Origin of the sequence: Salinicola sp. JS01 (assembly GCF_030284585.1) — a bacterium.
Taxonomy (GTDB): Bacteria; Pseudomonadota; Gammaproteobacteria; order Pseudomonadales; family Halomonadaceae; genus Salinicola.
Window position 1 is genome coordinate 3232987 of the sequence record NZ_CP127244.1, and the last position, 15134, is coordinate 3248120.

14 protein-coding genes and 1 pseudogene are annotated in these 15134 nt (G+C 68.1%); 5 read left to right on the plus strand and 10 right to left on the minus strand.

The window, feature by feature from the left end; all coding sequences use genetic code 11:
• Positions 1-44: 44 nt before the first annotated feature.
• From ftsX to ftsY, 3 genes and pseudogenes are all read right to left on the minus strand, one after another.
• A complete protein-coding gene (ftsX, locus tag QO259_RS14745; RefSeq protein ID WP_285950514.1) occupies positions 45-1016 on the minus strand; it encodes a permease-like cell division protein FtsX in 972 nt (323 codons plus the stop codon).
• Entirely contained in the window at positions 1013-1681 is a 669-nt protein-coding gene (gene ftsE, locus QO259_RS14750) for a cell division ATP-binding protein FtsE (protein ID WP_106419408.1), read from the minus strand. Before ftsE ends, ftsX begins: the two co-directional genes overlap by 4 nt.
• Positions 1678-3269: pseudogene (gene ftsY / locus QO259_RS14755) on the minus strand (signal recognition particle-docking protein FtsY). Before ftsY ends, ftsE begins: the two are co-directional and overlap by 4 nt.
• Here ftsY and rsmD point away from each other — a divergent pair.
• Positions 3268-4050 (plus strand): 16S rRNA (guanine(966)-N(2))-methyltransferase RsmD, encoded by a 783-nt coding sequence (gene rsmD / locus QO259_RS14760; RefSeq protein ID WP_353057292.1) that lies wholly within the window; start codon positions 3268-3270, stop codon positions 4048-4050. The pseudogene ftsY and the gene rsmD overlap by 2 nt on opposite strands.
• A gap of 165 nt (positions 4051-4215) precedes the next feature.
• Positions 4216-4419, plus strand: a complete 204-nt coding sequence (locus QO259_RS14765; RefSeq protein ID WP_285950515.1) for a cell division protein ZapB — start codon at positions 4216-4218, stop codon at positions 4417-4419.
• Positions 4420-4477: 58 nt separating this feature from the next.
• Here QO259_RS14765 and QO259_RS14770 read toward each other — a convergent pair whose 3' ends face one another.
• The 5 genes from QO259_RS14770 to QO259_RS14790 all read right to left on the minus strand — a co-directional run bounded on the left by QO259_RS14770 (position 4478) and on the right by QO259_RS14790 (position 8064).
• Positions 4478-4966: a GNAT family N-acetyltransferase gene (locus QO259_RS14770; RefSeq protein WP_285950516.1), complete on the minus strand. Its 489-nt coding sequence runs from the start codon at positions 4964-4966 to the stop codon at positions 4478-4480.
• A 14-nt stretch (positions 4967-4980) separates the two neighbouring features.
• On the minus strand, positions 4981-5853 hold the full coding sequence (locus tag QO259_RS14775) for a hypothetical protein (protein WP_285950517.1): 873 nt from the start codon (positions 5851-5853) through the stop codon (positions 4981-4983).
• Positions 5850-6161: a BolA family protein gene (locus QO259_RS14780; RefSeq protein WP_035473925.1), complete on the minus strand. Its 312-nt coding sequence runs from the start codon at positions 6159-6161 to the stop codon at positions 5850-5852. Before QO259_RS14780 ends, QO259_RS14775 begins: the two co-directional genes overlap by 4 nt.
• 72 nt (positions 6162-6233) lie before the next feature.
• Entirely contained in the window at positions 6234-7622 is a 1389-nt protein-coding gene (locus QO259_RS14785; RefSeq protein ID WP_285950518.1) for an MFS transporter, read from the minus strand.
• Positions 7623-7677: 55 nt separating this feature from the next.
• Positions 7678-8064 (minus strand): hypothetical protein, encoded by a 387-nt coding sequence (locus QO259_RS14790; RefSeq protein ID WP_035473929.1) that lies wholly within the window; start codon positions 8062-8064, stop codon positions 7678-7680.
• Positions 8065-8168: 104 nt separating this feature from the next.
• Here QO259_RS14790 and glsB point away from each other — a divergent pair, with 104 nt between their 5' ends.
• Positions 8169-9236 carry a glutaminase B gene (gene glsB, locus QO259_RS14795; RefSeq protein ID WP_285950519.1) on the plus strand — a complete coding sequence of 356 codons (1068 nt, stop codon included), beginning with the start codon at positions 8169-8171 and terminating at the stop codon, positions 9234-9236.
• 96 nt (positions 9237-9332) lie between these two features.
• Here the strand turns inward: glsB and lysS are convergent, their stop codons facing one another.
• Both lysS and prfB read right to left on the minus strand, forming a co-directional pair.
• Positions 9333-10862, minus strand: coding sequence for a lysine--tRNA ligase (gene lysS, locus QO259_RS14800; protein ID WP_285950520.1), 1530 nt, complete (start codon positions 10860-10862; stop codon positions 9333-9335).
• A 365-nt stretch (positions 10863-11227) separates the two neighbouring features.
• A protein-coding gene (gene prfB, locus QO259_RS14805; RefSeq protein ID WP_285950521.1) for a peptide chain release factor 2 occupies positions 11228-12326 on the minus strand; the annotation gives its coding sequence in 2 pieces (ribosomal slippage) (positions 11228-12250 and positions 12252-12326; 1098 coding nt in all).
• 350 nt (positions 12327-12676) lie between these two features.
• On the opposite strand from prfB, the gene QO259_RS14810 reads away from it, so the two are divergent.
• Positions 12677-14287, plus strand: a complete 1611-nt coding sequence (locus QO259_RS14810; RefSeq protein WP_285950522.1) for a peptide ABC transporter substrate-binding protein — start codon at positions 12677-12679, stop codon at positions 14285-14287.
• A gap of 128 nt (positions 14288-14415) precedes the next feature.
• Positions 14416-15114, plus strand: coding sequence for an OmpW/AlkL family protein (locus QO259_RS14815; RefSeq protein WP_285950523.1), 699 nt, complete (start codon positions 14416-14418; stop codon positions 15112-15114).
• Positions 15115-15134: the final 20 nt, after the last annotated feature.

Genomic DNA, 15134 nt, shown 5'->3' on the forward strand with positions numbered 1-15134 from the left:
CGTGAAGATGACGCAGACGTCGAGTGCCGTTCGATCTAGTCTCGCTAGCGCGGCTTGGTCTCCGCCAGATGACGACCGACGGCGAGCCACGCGCCCAACCAGCCCAATAGTGTACTAAAGAGCAGCAGAAAAACCGAGTTGGACACGCCTAAAGTCGGTAGCGCGAAGTGCGCGCCGTAGCTCTGGGCCAGCGCGTTCACCGGCGCGGCCAGCCAGTTGCCGCCCACGGCCAGAATACACAGCGCCAGCAGCCCACCGCCGAGCCCGTACCAGGCCCCGCTGTAGAGGAACGGCCGCCGGACGAACGCGTGGGTGGCACCGATCAGGGTCACCACTTCGATCTCCTGACGCCGACTCTCCACCGCCAGGCGGATGGTATTGCCCACCACCAGCAGTACGCCTAGCCCGAACAGCAACCCCAGCGCCAGCGCTACCCGCTGGCCCAGCGCCGCCAGCTGCTGCAGACGGTCGAGCCAGGCCAGGTCGAGGCGCACTTCGTCCACCCCCGGTAGCTGGCCGAGGCGTTGGCTCAGCGCCTGTACCGCGGCCGGGCTCGGGTCGTCCGGCGTCACCACCACGCTGGCCGGCAGCGGGTTGCGCTCGAGCTGACTGAGCGCGTCGTCCACCCCCAGGGCACGCTGGAACTCGTCCAGCCCCTCGGCGGCGGTCACCAGCCGCGTCCCGGCCACCCCGGGCTCGGCACCCAGCGTCTCGGAGAGCGCCAACGCGCGGCTCTCGTCGATATCGTGATCGAAGTAGACGGTCAGCGTAGCGCTCTCGTCGAGCTGGGCATCGAGCAGTTGGGCGCTGTCCAGCACCAGCCATAGCCCGGCGGGCAGGATCAAGGCGATGGCGATCGCCAGCATCGTCAGCAGCGTGGCCAGCGGCCGCCGCACCAGGCGCAGGGCGCTGTCGCCGAGCATGGCGCGGTGGTGGCGCAGCCAGGCGCGCCCGCCCCCCGCCGGCCCCGGGCGCGCGCGCTGGGCGCCGCGCGGCGCCGGCTGACGTTCGCTCATGCCGCCTCCCCGTCACGCACCAGGCGCCCCTCGCGCAGCTTGAGCACGCGGTGGCGCAGACGCGCGATCAGGGCCAGATCGTGGCTGGCGATCAGCACCGTGGTGCCGATGCGGTTGAAGTCCTCGAACAGCCGCATGATGTCGGCCGAGAGCTGGGGATCGAGATTACCGGTGGGCTCGTCGGCGAGCAGCAGCGCCGGCTTGTTGACCACCGCACGGGCGATGCCGACGCGCTGCTGCTCACCGGTGGAGAGCTCGATCGGCAGCGCGCGCTCGCGATGCAGCAGGCCGACCTTGTCGAGCGCCGCGCGCACCCGGCGTGCCGCCTCGTGGGGCTCGATCCCCTGGATGGTCAGTGGCAGCGCCACGTTGGCGAAGATATCGCGGTCGAACAGCAGCTGGTGATCCTGGAACACCACCCCGATCTGGCGCCGGTAATAGGGCACCTGGCTGAGGTGCAGGCGGTCGAGGTCGTGCCCGGCGACCAGTACGCGCCCGCGGGAGGGGCGCTCGAGGCGCATGATCAGCCGCAGCAGCGAGCTCTTGCCGGCGCCGGAGTGGCCGGTGAGAAACAGCATCTCGCCGCGCTCGACCCGGAAGTTGATATCGGCGAGCGCCTCGAACCGCCCGCCGTAGCGCTTGCCGACATGCTCGAAGGCGATCATGAAGCGGCGTCACCGTCCCGGTCGAACAGCGCCTTGACGAAGGTGTCGGCGTCGAACGGACGCAGGTCGTCGAGTGTCTCGCCGACCCCGATGAAGCGGATCGGCGTGCCCATCTTTTTGGCCAGGGCGAAGATGATGCCGCCCTTGGCGGTGCCGTCGAGCTTGGTCAGGGTGATCCCGGTGACCGGAATCGCTTCGTCGAAGGTGGTGGCCTGGGAGATGGCGTTCTGGCCGGTACCGGCGTCGAGCACCAGCATCACCTCGTGGGGCGCCGAGGCGTCGAGCTTGGCCATGACCCGCTGCACCTTCTTGAGCTCCTCCATCAGATGGCTCTTGTTGTGCAGCCGTCCGGCGGTGTCGGCGATCAACACGTCGACCTTGCGCGCACGTGCCGCCGCCACCGCATCGTAGATCACCGAGGCGCTGTCGGCGCCGGTGTGCTGGGCGATCACCGGTACCCGATTGCGCTCGCCCCACACCTTGAGCTGCTCCACCGCCGCGGCGCGGAAGGTGTCGCCGGCCGCCAGCATCACGCTGCGCCCCTCGTTCTGGAAGCGCTGGGTCAGCTTGCCGATGGTGGTGGTCTTGCCGACCCCATTGACGCCGACCATCAGGATCACGAAGGGTCCTTCGCCCTTGGGCGGCAGCGCCAGCGGCTGGGTCACCGGCTCGAGCAGCGCCGCCAGCTCCTCCTGCAGGGCGCGGTAGAGCGCATCGGCGTCGGCCAGTTCCTTGCGCGAGACGCGTTCGGTCAGCCGCGCGATGATCTCGCTGGTTGCCTCGATGCCCACGTCCGCCAGCAGCAGCTGGGTCTCGAGATCCTCCATCAGGTCATCGTCGATCTGCTTCTTGCCCAGCAGTAGATCGGCGATGCCGTCGGTCAGATTGGCGCGGGTACGCCCGAGGCCGGCACGCACCCGCGCCAGCCAGCCGCCCTTGGGCTTCTCGCGCGGAGCCGGGGGGCCTGCTCGGGTACGCTCTCGGGCGCGTCTGTTTCTTGGGTACTGACGTCGTTGCTGACGTCGACACTGGCCGGCCCGGTCGCTGCGGGCGCGCCGGTAACGACCTCGGCGGGCGTCGTTTCGGCCGCCGGGGCAGCGGCTGACGCAGCTTCGCCCTCGGCCGGCGCCGTGGCATCGCTGGTTTTCGGCGCCGCAGCCTCGCGCTCATCAAGCGCCGAAGACTCGTTCTCGTCCAGCGCCGAAGACTCGCCGTCTGCCGGCGCTGTGGCATCGTGGGCCAGCGCCGTCTCGCGGCTCGGCGCGGCCGGGGTCTCGTCGAGGGCGGAAACCGCGGCGTCAGCGGCCAGCGGGGCATCCAGCGCCGCGCGGGCGGCGCTCATCTCGACCGGCTCGGGGGCGTAGTCGACCGCGGCGCCACGCTCGGGGTCAGCGGCCTGCACGGCCTCGTCCGCGGCAGGCGCCTCAGCCTCGGGGGGCACCGGCTGCACCGCAGCGTCTTCTACCGGCGCCTCGGCGTCGGCGATACGGGCTTCTTCGGCGGCACGCGCTTCGGCCGCCTCCGCTTCCCGGCGGGCGGCTTCCTGCTCCTGCTGCTGTTTCTTGCGGCTCTTGAATAGTCCGAACATGGATGACTTCGCTGCTGATGGCCGTGGCGACGTCGCCGGGTCGGCGGGCGTCGACACGCTCTCGGAAAAGGTCGATATCGAGCGTCAATCCTATCACCGCGAGGGTGGCGGGGGTACAATTGCGCGCCATGAATCGACGTCGATCCCAGCGTGGCGCGCCCGGCGGGCGTGCCCCTCCCCTGCCGCCGACGGCGGCCGTCGCGGCCAGCGTGCCTCCCACGGCGGTCGCGGCGAACTGCGCCTGATCGGCGGTGAGTTCCGCCGTCGCCGGCTGCCGATCCTCGACAGCCCCGGGCTGCGCCCGACCCCGGACCGGGTGCGCGAGACGCTGTTCAACTGGCTCGCCTTCGAACTCGCGGGCACGCGGGTGCTGGACTTGTTCGCGGGTACCGGCGCGCTGGGGCTGGAAGCGCTCTCCCGCGGCGCCGGCGAGGTGCACTTCGTCGAAGCGGCAGCCCCAGTGGCCGCCGCGCTGACGCGCAATCTGGATACTCTGGGGGTGCAGGCAACGGTCCATCGCGGTGACGTCGCCAGCTATCTGGCCGGCACGGCGCGCCCCTTCGGGCTGGTGTTTCTCGACCCGCCGTTCCGTCAGGGGCTGGCGGCGGTCACCTGCGAGCGGCTGGAGCAGGGTGGATGGCTCACGCCGCATGCCTGGATCTACGTAGAGACCGAGCAGGAGCTGGCCTGGCAGCCGCCGCCCGGGTGGCAGCTACACCGCGAACTGCGCGCCGGCGACAGCCACGCCCGGCTGTTCCGGCGCACCCCGCCTGCCGCCTGACGCCGCCGTCTCCACATCGAGACGCTTGTCGCCATCGGCCACGCCACGTAGGCTGGCGACCAGCCGAATCATCGGCAGTGGCGGGCGTCATTCGTCACCTTACCCGCACGCCGGCGCGTTACGCCGGCGGCGCCTGCAACCGTCGTCAACCCCAAGGAGAGCGTCATGAACGGAGAGATCTTCGCCCAGCTAGAGCAGAAGATTCAGAACGCGGTCGACAGCATCGAAATGCTGAAGATGGAAAACGAAGAGCTGAAGGCCGAGAACGCCCAGCTGCGCCAGGAGCGCGACGAGTGGGAACGCCGCCTGGGCGGTCTGCTCGACAAGCTGCGCGCCCTCGACGAGACGCAAAGCGACTCCGGCGCCTGAAGCCACGTTCAGCCCGTCTCACGGCACCGACGACCGCCCCAGCCGTCGGTGTCGCCGCCTACTCCGCGGGCACGTCCGCCGGCAACGCCCGTGACATCAGCACCGCCTCTTCGCTGCCGCCATCGTCACAGCGGTAGTACCCCCGCCGCCGACCATCCTCGGCAAACCCCAGCTTGTGGTAGAGCCGCTGCGCGGCCTGGTTCGACGCCCGCACCTCCAGCAACATGCGCTCGGCCCCACCGCGCGCCGTTCGCGCCAGCAACCACGCCAGCAGCGCCGCGGCGAGACCGCGCCGGCGCGCGTCCGGGTGCACGCTGATCGACTGCAGCTCGGCATCGAACGGCAGATAGGCCACCACCGCCACCGCGCGCAGTTCGGCGGCATCGAATACGCCCCACACTTCCAGGGTATCGTCACTCAGCGCGCTGCCGAGCAGCGTAGTCGACCAGGCATCGTCATTGGCGAGCGCCTCGAAGCGAGCCCAGGACGCTAGATCGCCCGCGCCGAGCAGACGCGGCGACGCCGGCAGAGAGGGAGTGGCAGTCATACGCTGGGCTCGGCTCAGGCAGCGCCAGCGGCCGCCCGCCGCCAGGCCTCGCCGGTGGCATGCAGCTGCGGCCAGGAGGCACGCTTGGCCGCCGGGTCACCGAGCAGGCTGGCCGGATGCGGCCAGCGGTGGCAGTCGAACTCGAACGGGGTGTCGCCGGCAAACAGCGCCGCGGCATCAGCGCCGGGAATCACGATGGCGCCTTCGATGCTCAGACCGTTGCGCATCGCCTGACCACCGCAGAACACCGCCAGGCCATCGCGGGCCTCGCCCAACGGGTCGTCCACCGGCGTCTCCATCAGCGGCCAGTCGAGGCTCGCAAGCGCTCGCCAGTCGCCGGGCAGCCCGGCGGCCACGAGCATCTGCTTGAGCAGCGCCTGGGCGGGTGCCGGCAGCCCCTCGCGCCCGCCGGGCAACAGCAGCCACCAGCGCTGGTCGAGCACCGCAAGCGTCAGCGAGAAGCGCAGCGGTGCCGCCCGTTCACGGGTCGCCGCCTCGGGGGCGGGAGTCTCGGCCGGCGTATCGGTGGGGGTGTCGACGGGTTTATCGACGGATTTATCGAAGACGGCGGCCGACGTCTCGGCCGGCGCCGGATCTTCCCCCAGCAGGGCCCGGGCGCGCGCCACCGGGGCACGGCTGGCGCGCTGCGCAGCAGGCTCAGCAGCGGAGTCGGGGCGCATCGCCGCAGGCGTGCGCTCCGTGGACTGGGCAGCGGGCGTTTCCAGCAGCGCGTGGAGACGCTGGCCCGGCGCGGGTTTTTCCGCTGCCGCCGGCACCTCCCACTCGGACTGTGCGGTGGGCCGGGCATTGATCAGGCGGTAGCGTGACACCCAGGCCGGGATGCCCATCGCCTCCAGGTACTGCAGCCGTTGGGGGTCGGCGATCACCGCCCGCCTCCCCCACGGCAGTTGGGCGAGTCGGGACGACTGCCGCCACGCGCTGCCCACTGCTGCGGCGTATAGAGGTGCAGCGCCAGGGCGTGCACCGGGCCGGCCAGCTCATCGGCCAGCACCGAGTAGATCAACTGGTGGCGCTTGACCGGCATCAGCCCGGCGAAGCGCTCGGAGACCAGCGTCACCTTGAAGTGGGTTTCCGAATCGGGCGGCACATGGTGCATGTGGCTCTCGTTCTCGACCGTCAGATACTGCGGCTCGAGCGTGGCCAGCTTTTCTTCGATGCGGGTTTGAACACTCATGCAACACCTCCTGTGCCAGTCGGGTCATTGTAACGTCTGGCGGCCGTCGCGGCGACGCCACCGGCAGCCGTCTCAGCCGCGGCGGTCGCGGGCCGCCAGGGGTACCCGGTAGAGGCTCAGCCCCAGCGCCACCACCACCGAGACGCAGCCCAGCCACAGCGACAGCGTCAGCGAGCCGAACGACAGCCCCAGAATCAGACCCACCAGGGCGGTGCCCAGTGACTGGCCGAAAGTGCGCACCGAGGCCAGCACGCCGGAGGCGTTGGCGCTCAGCGCCAGCGGCACACTGCCGATCATCTCGCGGTTGTTGGGCGCCTGGAACAGGCCGTAGCCGACGCCGCACAGCGCCGTGCGCCAGATCACATCGACATAGCCGGAGTCGGCATCGAGCCCGGTCAGCGCCAGCATGCCGAGCAGGAACAGCCCGAGTCCCATCGAGCTGATCAGCGCCGGATTGCCCTTGTCGGCGAGCCGCCCGGCCACCGGCCCGATCACCATGATCACCAGCGGCCAGGGGGTGAACAGCAGCGCCGAGGCGATCGGCGAGACGCCCATCACCGTCTGGTAGAGAAATGGCAGCCCGACGAAGGCGATGCCCTGGGCCAGGAAGGCGAACATCGAGGTGACCGCGGCGAACGAGAAGCGCGGCTCTTCGAACAGCGCCAGCGGCACCAGCGGGCTGGCGACGTGGCGCTGGCGATAGACGAAGCCGACCAGACAGACCAGTGCCAGGGCCAGGGTGACCAGCGCCATCGCCCCACCGCCGCCATGGCCGAACTGATCCAGGGCGAAGACGCTGCCGCTCAACATCACGATCGACAGCAGCGCCCCCCAGACATCGAAGTGCGCTCGCCGGGCCGGCTCACGCGGCAGCGAACGGGTCGCCAGAAACAGCGCAAGCCCCCCCACCGGGACATTGATCGCGAACAGCCAAGGCCAGCTCGCCAGATGCAGGATCAGCCCACCGATCGACGGCCCGGCGGCGATCCCGAAAGCCACGGTGAGGGCGCTGAGGCCGATCGCCGAGCCCAGCAGGCGGGTAGGGAAGATGACCCGATAGAGCGACGGGCCGATACTCAGCATCGCCGCGGCACCGATACCCTGCAGCATGCGCGACACCAGCAAAAGCTCGAACGAACGCGACAGCGCGCAGGCCAGCGAGGCCAGGGTGAACACCGCCAGACCGCCGATATAGAGTCGATGCCGGCCGATCACCCGGCTCAGCGCGGCGAAGGTGAGCAGCAGCGCCGCGGTGACCAACTGATAGACGTTGGCGATCCAGATCGATGCCGAGCCGCTGATGTCGAGCTCGTCGGCCAGGGTCGGCAGCGCGATATTGACGATGCCGCTGTCGAGCACCGCCATCTGCGTGCCGGTGACCAGTGCCAGCAGCGCCAGCTTGCGCTCGCGCCCGGGCAGCCCGTCGTCGCCGTCACGCACTTCGAACAGCCGTTTCAGCATGCCGCCACGCCCATCTCCGATAGTGCGCAGCGGCCAGTCAGGCCCAGGGTCTCGCTCACTCCTCGTCGGTCTCCATCAGCAGCTCGTCATCCACCTCGGCGGTCTCCAGCTCGACCTCGTCATCCAGGTCGATCGCCAGATAGCTGTGCTCGACGGTCAGGAACTGTTCGAACAGGGCCAGATCGACCACCTCCGGCCACTGCCGAGAATCCTCTTCCCAGGCGCGCAGCTCGCTTTCGAGAATATCCACGCAGCGCTCTTCGACGTAGGCCGCCAGCGCTTCCGGCGTGTCCATCTCGGGGATCAGATAGACAGTGGTCTCAGCCGCGATATCGTCGAGGGTGAGATCGTCCTCGCCCATGGTGGGTTCGAGCGAATTGACCCAGTCGACGAAGGCCTGAGTGGGCTTCACGCTGAGTGCGGAACGGTTGAGCAGCTTCATGGTGTCACCCCTTTGCATCGAAACCGACGGCGTCGAGCCTGCCAGCCCTCAGGCCGGTGAGCTCGACGCCGCACTGGTGCGGCGCTGCGCGCAGCGCCGACAGTATGAGCGTTCGTCGCGCCCATGACCAACCCTGGATTGCGGCGCTCGACGACAGCGGCACGGCGGATGCAATCGGCGCGGCGGCGCCCTACACTGGCGCCCCTTGTCAGCCGGCTGCCGTCACCGCCATGTCCTCTTCGTTCGACCCCAGCACCCTCGATGATCTGCTCGCGCGTATCGCCCGCGACGCGCCGCGCCACTTCGGTGAGGGCCAGGTGGCCAGCTACATCCCGGCGCTGGCGGAAGTGGTGCCGGATCAGTTCGGCATCGCCGTGTGCGACGTCGCCGGGCGCGTCTACCGGGCCGGAGCGGCGGATACACCGTTCTCGATCCAGTCGATCTCCAAGCTGCTCAATCTGATCATCGCGATCCAGCATCTGGACGAGGCCGATATCTGGCAGCGGGTCGGCCGCGAGCCCTCGGGGCAGGCGTTCAACTCGATCGTGCAGCTGGAAGTGGAGCGCGGCATTCCGCGCAACCCCTTCATCAACGCCGGCGCGCTGCTGGTCACCGATCTACTGGTATCGCGGATCATGTCGATCCACTGGGTCATGCGCGAGCTGGCGCGGCGCCTGGCGAGCAACCCGGGGCTCGGCTTCGATACCCGGGTCGCCAGCTCGGAGATGGCGCACAAGGCGCGCAACGCCGCACTCGCCTATCTGATGAAGGCCTACGGCAATCTTCACGGCGAGGTCGACGAGGTGCTCGACGTCTACTTCCACGGCTGCGCGCTGTCGATGAGCTGCGTCGACGTGGCGCGGGCGTTCGCCTTCCTGGCCAATCGCGGCGTGCATCCGGGCGACGGCAGCGTCATCGTCACCCCGCAGCAGAATCGCCAGCTCAACGCCCTGCTGCTCACCTGCGGTCTCTACGACGCCGCCGGCGACTTCGCCTGGCGCGTGGGCCTGCCCGGCAAGAGCGGCGTGGGTGGCGGCATCGTGGCGATCGTGCCGGGCCAGATGAGCCTGTGCGTGTGGTCGCCGCGGCTCGACAGCTACGGCAACTCGGTCGCCGGCCTGCGTGCGCTGGAAACCCTGGTCGAGGGTCTGGGCGTCGCCCCGCTGGGCTGAACGCCCCCGCCTCGCCGCCGGCGAATCACATCACGCGCGGGCCAGCGCCGTCGCTCGCGCAGCGGGCGCCGGCGACCACGCTGGCCCGCGCGGCGATCACTCCGGGCGCATCGCCGGGAACAGCAGCACGTCGCGGATCGAAGGGCTGTCGGTGAGCAGCATCACCAGGCGGTCGATGCCGATACCCTCGCCCGCGGTGGGCGGCATGCCGTACTCCAGCGCGCGCACGTAGTCGGCGTCGTAGTACATCGCCTCGAGATCGCCGGCATCCTTCTCCGCGGCCTGGGCGGCGAAGCGCTCGGCCTGGTCTTCGGCATCGTTGAGCTCGGAGAAGCCGTTGGCGATCTCGCGCCCGCCGACGAAGAACTCGAAGCGGTCGGTGACGTGCGGGTTGGCGTCGTTGCGCCGCGCCAGCGGGCTGACCTCGGCCGGATACTCGGTGATGAAGGTGGGCTGATCGAGGCGATGCTCGGCCACCGCCTCGAAAATCTCGGTCTGCAGCTTGCCCAGGCCCCAGCTCGCCTTGACCTCGATACCCAGGCGGCGGCAGGTGGCGGTGGCGCCGTCGAGCGTGTCGATGTCCGCCTCGCCGATGCCGTCGCCATGTTCGAGGATCGACTGGCGCAGGGTCAGGCGCCGGAACGGCTGGCCCAGGTCATACTCGGTGCCCTGATAGACCACCACGCTGCTGCCCAGCACGCGCTCGGCGACGTCACGGATCATCGCCTCGGTGAAGTCGAGCAGGTCCTGGTAGTCGGCGTAGGCCCAGTAGAACTCGAGCATGGTGAACTCGGGGTTGTGACGCGTCGACAGCCCCTCGTTGCGGAAGTTGCGGTTGATCTCGAACACCCGCTCGAAGCCGCCCACCACCAGTCGCTTGAGATAGAGCTCCGGGGCGATGCGCAGATACATGTCGATATCCAGCGCATTGTGGTGGGTGACGAAGGGCCGCGCGGTGGCACCGCCGGGGATCGGCTGCAGCATCGGCGTCTCGACCTCCATGAAGCCACGCTCGACCATGAAGCGCCGGATCGCCGCGATTACCCCCGAGCGCACCTCGAACACCCGCCGCGACTGCGGGTTCATGATCAGGTCGACATAGCGCTGCCGGTAGCGCGCCTCGAGATCGGTGAGACCGTGGAACTTGTCGGGCAGCGGACGCAGGCTCTTGGTCAGCAGCTGCGCCTGGCGCAGCATGACGTAGAGATCGCCCTTGCCGGATTTGTGCACCGGGCCGCTGCCGGCGACGATATCGCCGATATCCCAGCTCTGGATGTCCGCCAGCAGCTCGGCGGGCAGCCCCTTCTTGTCGACGTAGAGCTGGATCTGCCCGGAGACGTCCTGGATCACGATGAACGGGCCGCGCTTGCGCATGATCCGCCCGGCGACCGCAGCCTGACGGTCCAGCGCCTCCAGCGCCGCCTTGTCGTGCTCGCCCAGCTCGGCCTGCAGCTCGGCGGCCAGGCTGTCACGGCGGAAGGCGTTGGGGAAGGCGCTGCCGCCCTGCTCCGCCGCGCGCTCGCGGCGTTCCGCCAGCTTGCCGCGACGCTCCGCGATCAGCCGGTTTTCTTCCTGCACGTCGGTCGGTGCAGTGGAGGGAGATTGCGGGTTGTCCTGGTTCGCCATGTCGTCGCCTGTGGAAAATCGTATCTATGAAGTCGTCGAATCGATAACGCCGTCGAATCCGTGAAACGCTCGGCTCACTGCTGCGCGCCTTGCCCTGGCCCAGCGCTAGAGGGTCTGGCAATGCGCGCTCAGGGAATCAACCGGCCAACGCTCGCAGCGCGGGGATCGAATTCCCGAACCGCTCTAGGGTATCAACCCGGCCGGCGCTAGCAGCGCGGGGTTCGAGCGCTTGAACCGTTCCAAGGGCCGCTACGAGCGATGCCAAGACAAGGCGAAACTCGACGAGCCAGCGGAGTTGACTGGAGTGTCAATGAGCATGGCGAGTCGAGTTTCAACGCCGTATTGGCAAGCGCAGTCGGCCCGAATCAGAGCCCCTGTTTCAGGCTCGCCTCGATAAACTGATCCAACTCCCCATCGAGCACCTTCTCGCAGTTGCTCGTTTGCACCCCGGTGCGCAGATCCTTGATCCGCTGGTCGTCGAGCACGTAGGAGCGGATCTGGCTGCCCCAGCCGATATCGGCCTTGCTGTCCTCGGCCTGCTGCTTGGCGGCATTGCGCTTCTGCATCTCGTGCTCCCACAGCTTCGCCTTGAGCTGTTTCATGGCGAAGTCGCGGTTGGCGTGCTGGCTACGCTGGCTCTGGCACGCCACCACGATACCGGTGGGCTCGTGGGTGATACGCACCGCCGAGTCGGTGGTGTTGACGTGCTGACCGCCGGCCCCGGAGGAGCGGTAGGTGTCGACACGCAGATCGGACGGGTTGATCTCCACCTCGAAGTTGTCATCGACCTCGGGAGAGAGGAACACCGAGGCGAACGAGGTGTGCCGGCGCCCGCCGGAGTCGAACGGACTCTTGCGCACCAGCCGGTGCACGCCGGTCTCGGTGCGCAGCCAGCCGAAGGCGTAATCGCCCTGAACATGCACGGTGGCCGACTTGATGCCCGCGACCTCACCGGCGGAGACTTCGGTCAGCTCCGCCTTGAAGCCGTGGTGCTCGGCCCAGCGCAGATACATGCGCAGCAGCATGTTGGCCCAGTCCTGGGCCTCGGTGCCACCGGAGCCGGCCTGGATGTCGAGATAGGCGTTGTTCTCGTCCATCTCTCCGGCGAACATGCGCCGGAACTCCAGCTTGTCCAGCTGCCCTTCGAGGTAGGCGAGTTCCTTGCGTACCTCATCGACGGTGGCATCGTCCTCTTCCATCACCGCCAGTTCGAGCAGCTCGCGGTTGTCGGCGAGGCCGCTGTCCAGGGTATCGATGGTCTCGACCACGGCTTCCAGCGACGCCCGCTCCTTGCCCAGTTTCTGGGCGTAGTCGGGGTCGTTCCAGACCTCGGGGTTCTCCAGCTCGCGCGAGACTTCTTCTAGCCGATCCTTCTTCTCGGCATAGTCAAAGATACCCCCTCAGGACGTCTGTCCGTTCGGACAGGTCCTTGATGAGGTTGTTGATCGGATTGATCTCTTGCATGGGACTCCTGCCATCATGAGCATGGGCGCCCGCCAGGCCGCGCCAACCGCGGGGGCGGCACCCGGCGCCGGGCTGCGCCAAAAGGTCGACTATTGTAGCCAAACGCCGGCAGAGCGTCATCCCGGCTTCGCCGGCCGGCGTGGTGACATTGCATCAGGGGCGAGACGCGGGAGCGCACGCGGTAGATAGTTATAACGGTTTCACTATTATTCATTTACCCCGGCCGCAAAGGCCCTGCTAACGTCGACGGCCATCAGCGCCACCCGTGCATACCCGGATGCCGCTACCGGATAGTCGTCACCCTATCGCCATGACCAACGACACATCTTCATGACCAACGACACATCTTCATGACCAACAACAGCTACAAGGAACCCTTGCCGATGCGCTCTCATCCGCTCGCCCTCGCCATCGGTCTGGCCGCCGGCCTGACCTCGCTCTCGCTGCCCGCTGCCACGCTGCACATGGGGATCTCGGGCGATCCCGCCTCGCTCAGCCCGGCCAAGATCACCGGCGGCGTGTGGGAAGAGGACGTATTGCGCGACCTGTTCGAGGGGCCGATCGCGATCGACGCCGAGGGCCATATCATCCCCGGCGCGGCAGAGAGCTGGGAGATCTCCGACGACGGCAAGACCTATACCTTTCATCTGCGCGACGGGCTCGAGTGGTCCGACGGCCAGCCTTTGACCGCCGACGACTTCGTCTTCGCCTATCGCCATCAGGTCGACCCCAAGACCGCCTCCAACTACGCCCACCGCCTCTATCCGGTAGTCAACGCCCAGGCGATCAACGCCGGCAAGAAGCCGCTCGAGACGCTCGGCGTCGCTTCTCTCGACGATGGCAAGACGCTTCGGATCACCCTCAACGAGCCCACGGTCTACTTCCTCAAGACCCTGGTACTGCCGTTCGCCTATCCGATCCCCCAGCATCTCTACGCCAAGTACGGCGACGACTGGAGCGACCCGTCGCATATCGCGGTCAACGGCGCCTTCAAGCCAGTCAAATGGGTCTCCAACACCGAGCTGGAAACGGTCAAGAACACACACTTCCATGATGCCGACAACGTCAGCCTGGATGGCGTCGACTACTATCCGCTGGAGGACAAGGTGGCCGGCATCCAGCGCTTCCGCGCCGGCGAGCTGGATATCCTGCGCGACTATCCCGCGGCGCAGTATCCGCGCCTCTCGAAGACACTCCCCGATGCCACCCACCGCTTTCCGTCGCTGGGTACCTACTACTACGTCTACAACCTGCGCGACGGCTCGCCGGTGGCCGACAAGCGGGTACGCGAGGCGCTGAGTCTGGCGATCCGCCGCGACGTGATCGCCGAACAGCTGCTCAAGGGCGCGGTCACCGCGGCCACCTCGCTGGTGCCGCCGGGGACCAGCGACTATCAGGCGCAGTCGCAGCCAGGGCTCGACGACCCCATCGATACCCGCCTGACCAAGGCCAAGGCACTGATGCAAGAGGCCGGTTACGGCCCGGACAAACCGCTGAAGCTGACCCTGCGCTTCAATAGCGGCGATGAGCATCGCCAGATCGCAGTCGCTGTGGCCGCCATGTGGAAACCGCTGGGGGTCGATGTCGAACTGCGCAACACCGAGGCCAACATCCACTATGCCGACCTGATGCAGGGGGATTTCCAGGTCGCCCGCGCTGCCTGGATCTCGAGCTACGACGACGCCCAGAACTTCCTCCAGCTGCTCTCTGCCGAGACCAACAACTACGGCGCCTACCACGACGCGCGCTACGACCAGCTGCTGAGTGAATCGGATCGCGAGCAGGACCCGGCCAAGCGGGCCAAGCTGATGCAGCAAGCCGAGGCGCTGGGGTTGGCCGACTATCCGTTGACGCCGATCTACACCTACAGCTCGCGCAATCTGGTCGCACCGGCACTCACCGGCTGGGACGACAACCCCCTCGACATGCATGCCTCACGCTGGGTGCACAAGCCGGAGTGATGCTCGCCCCCGGCGGTCACGGCGCTCAAGCGCGCTGTGCCGCCGCCGATAAAAGGTGCGAGTGGCGGCAGGGCGCGGCGTTGCCGGCGTGACCGGCACCGACCTTCGAACTGCCCCGGGAGAGCTTCATGCGGCACCTTGCGCCAGCCGTCACCAAGCCGCGTCGCGCTATCCATGATCACCACTTCCGTGCCCACTGTGCCTGTCTCTGCCTGCTCCTGCTGGCGCTCGTCACGCTGATACACACCGGTCCGGCCCGTGCCGGCGCCCTGGGCCAGGGCGACTGGCTGCTGCGCGGTCTGGTGCTAGGCAGTCATGCCTCCCAGGTTCATTCGACGATATCGACCATCGGCGGCGAAGTGGAGATCGCCTCCCGCATCCAGCCGGGCGCCGACCTCAGCTACTTCCTGAGCGAGCGCTGGGCACTCCAGTTCACCGGCGGCATCTCGCGTACGCACTACCGGGTACGCGATTCCCTGATCGGCGACTTCGATGTCGGCCGCGTCGACAGCTACAGCGGAGCACTCTCGCTGCAGTACCACTTCATTCCCTGGGGCGCACTGACGCCCTACCTCGGCGCCGGGCTCTATCATGCCCGCGAACGTCATGTCGAACCCGCAACCGGCATCCCCGATTTCTCGGTCGAGCCGGTCACCGGCCCCCTACTGGTGGCCGGTGCCGACTATCATGTGAGTGGTGACTGGTTCGTCAGTGCCAGCCTGCACTACCTGAAGGTGCCCACCTATCGTTTCGAAGGCGAAGGCTTCAGCAGCGAACTGCGGGCCAACATCTGGACGCTCGGCGCCGGGCTCGGCTACCGCTTCTGACACCGACGAGCCGGCACGGC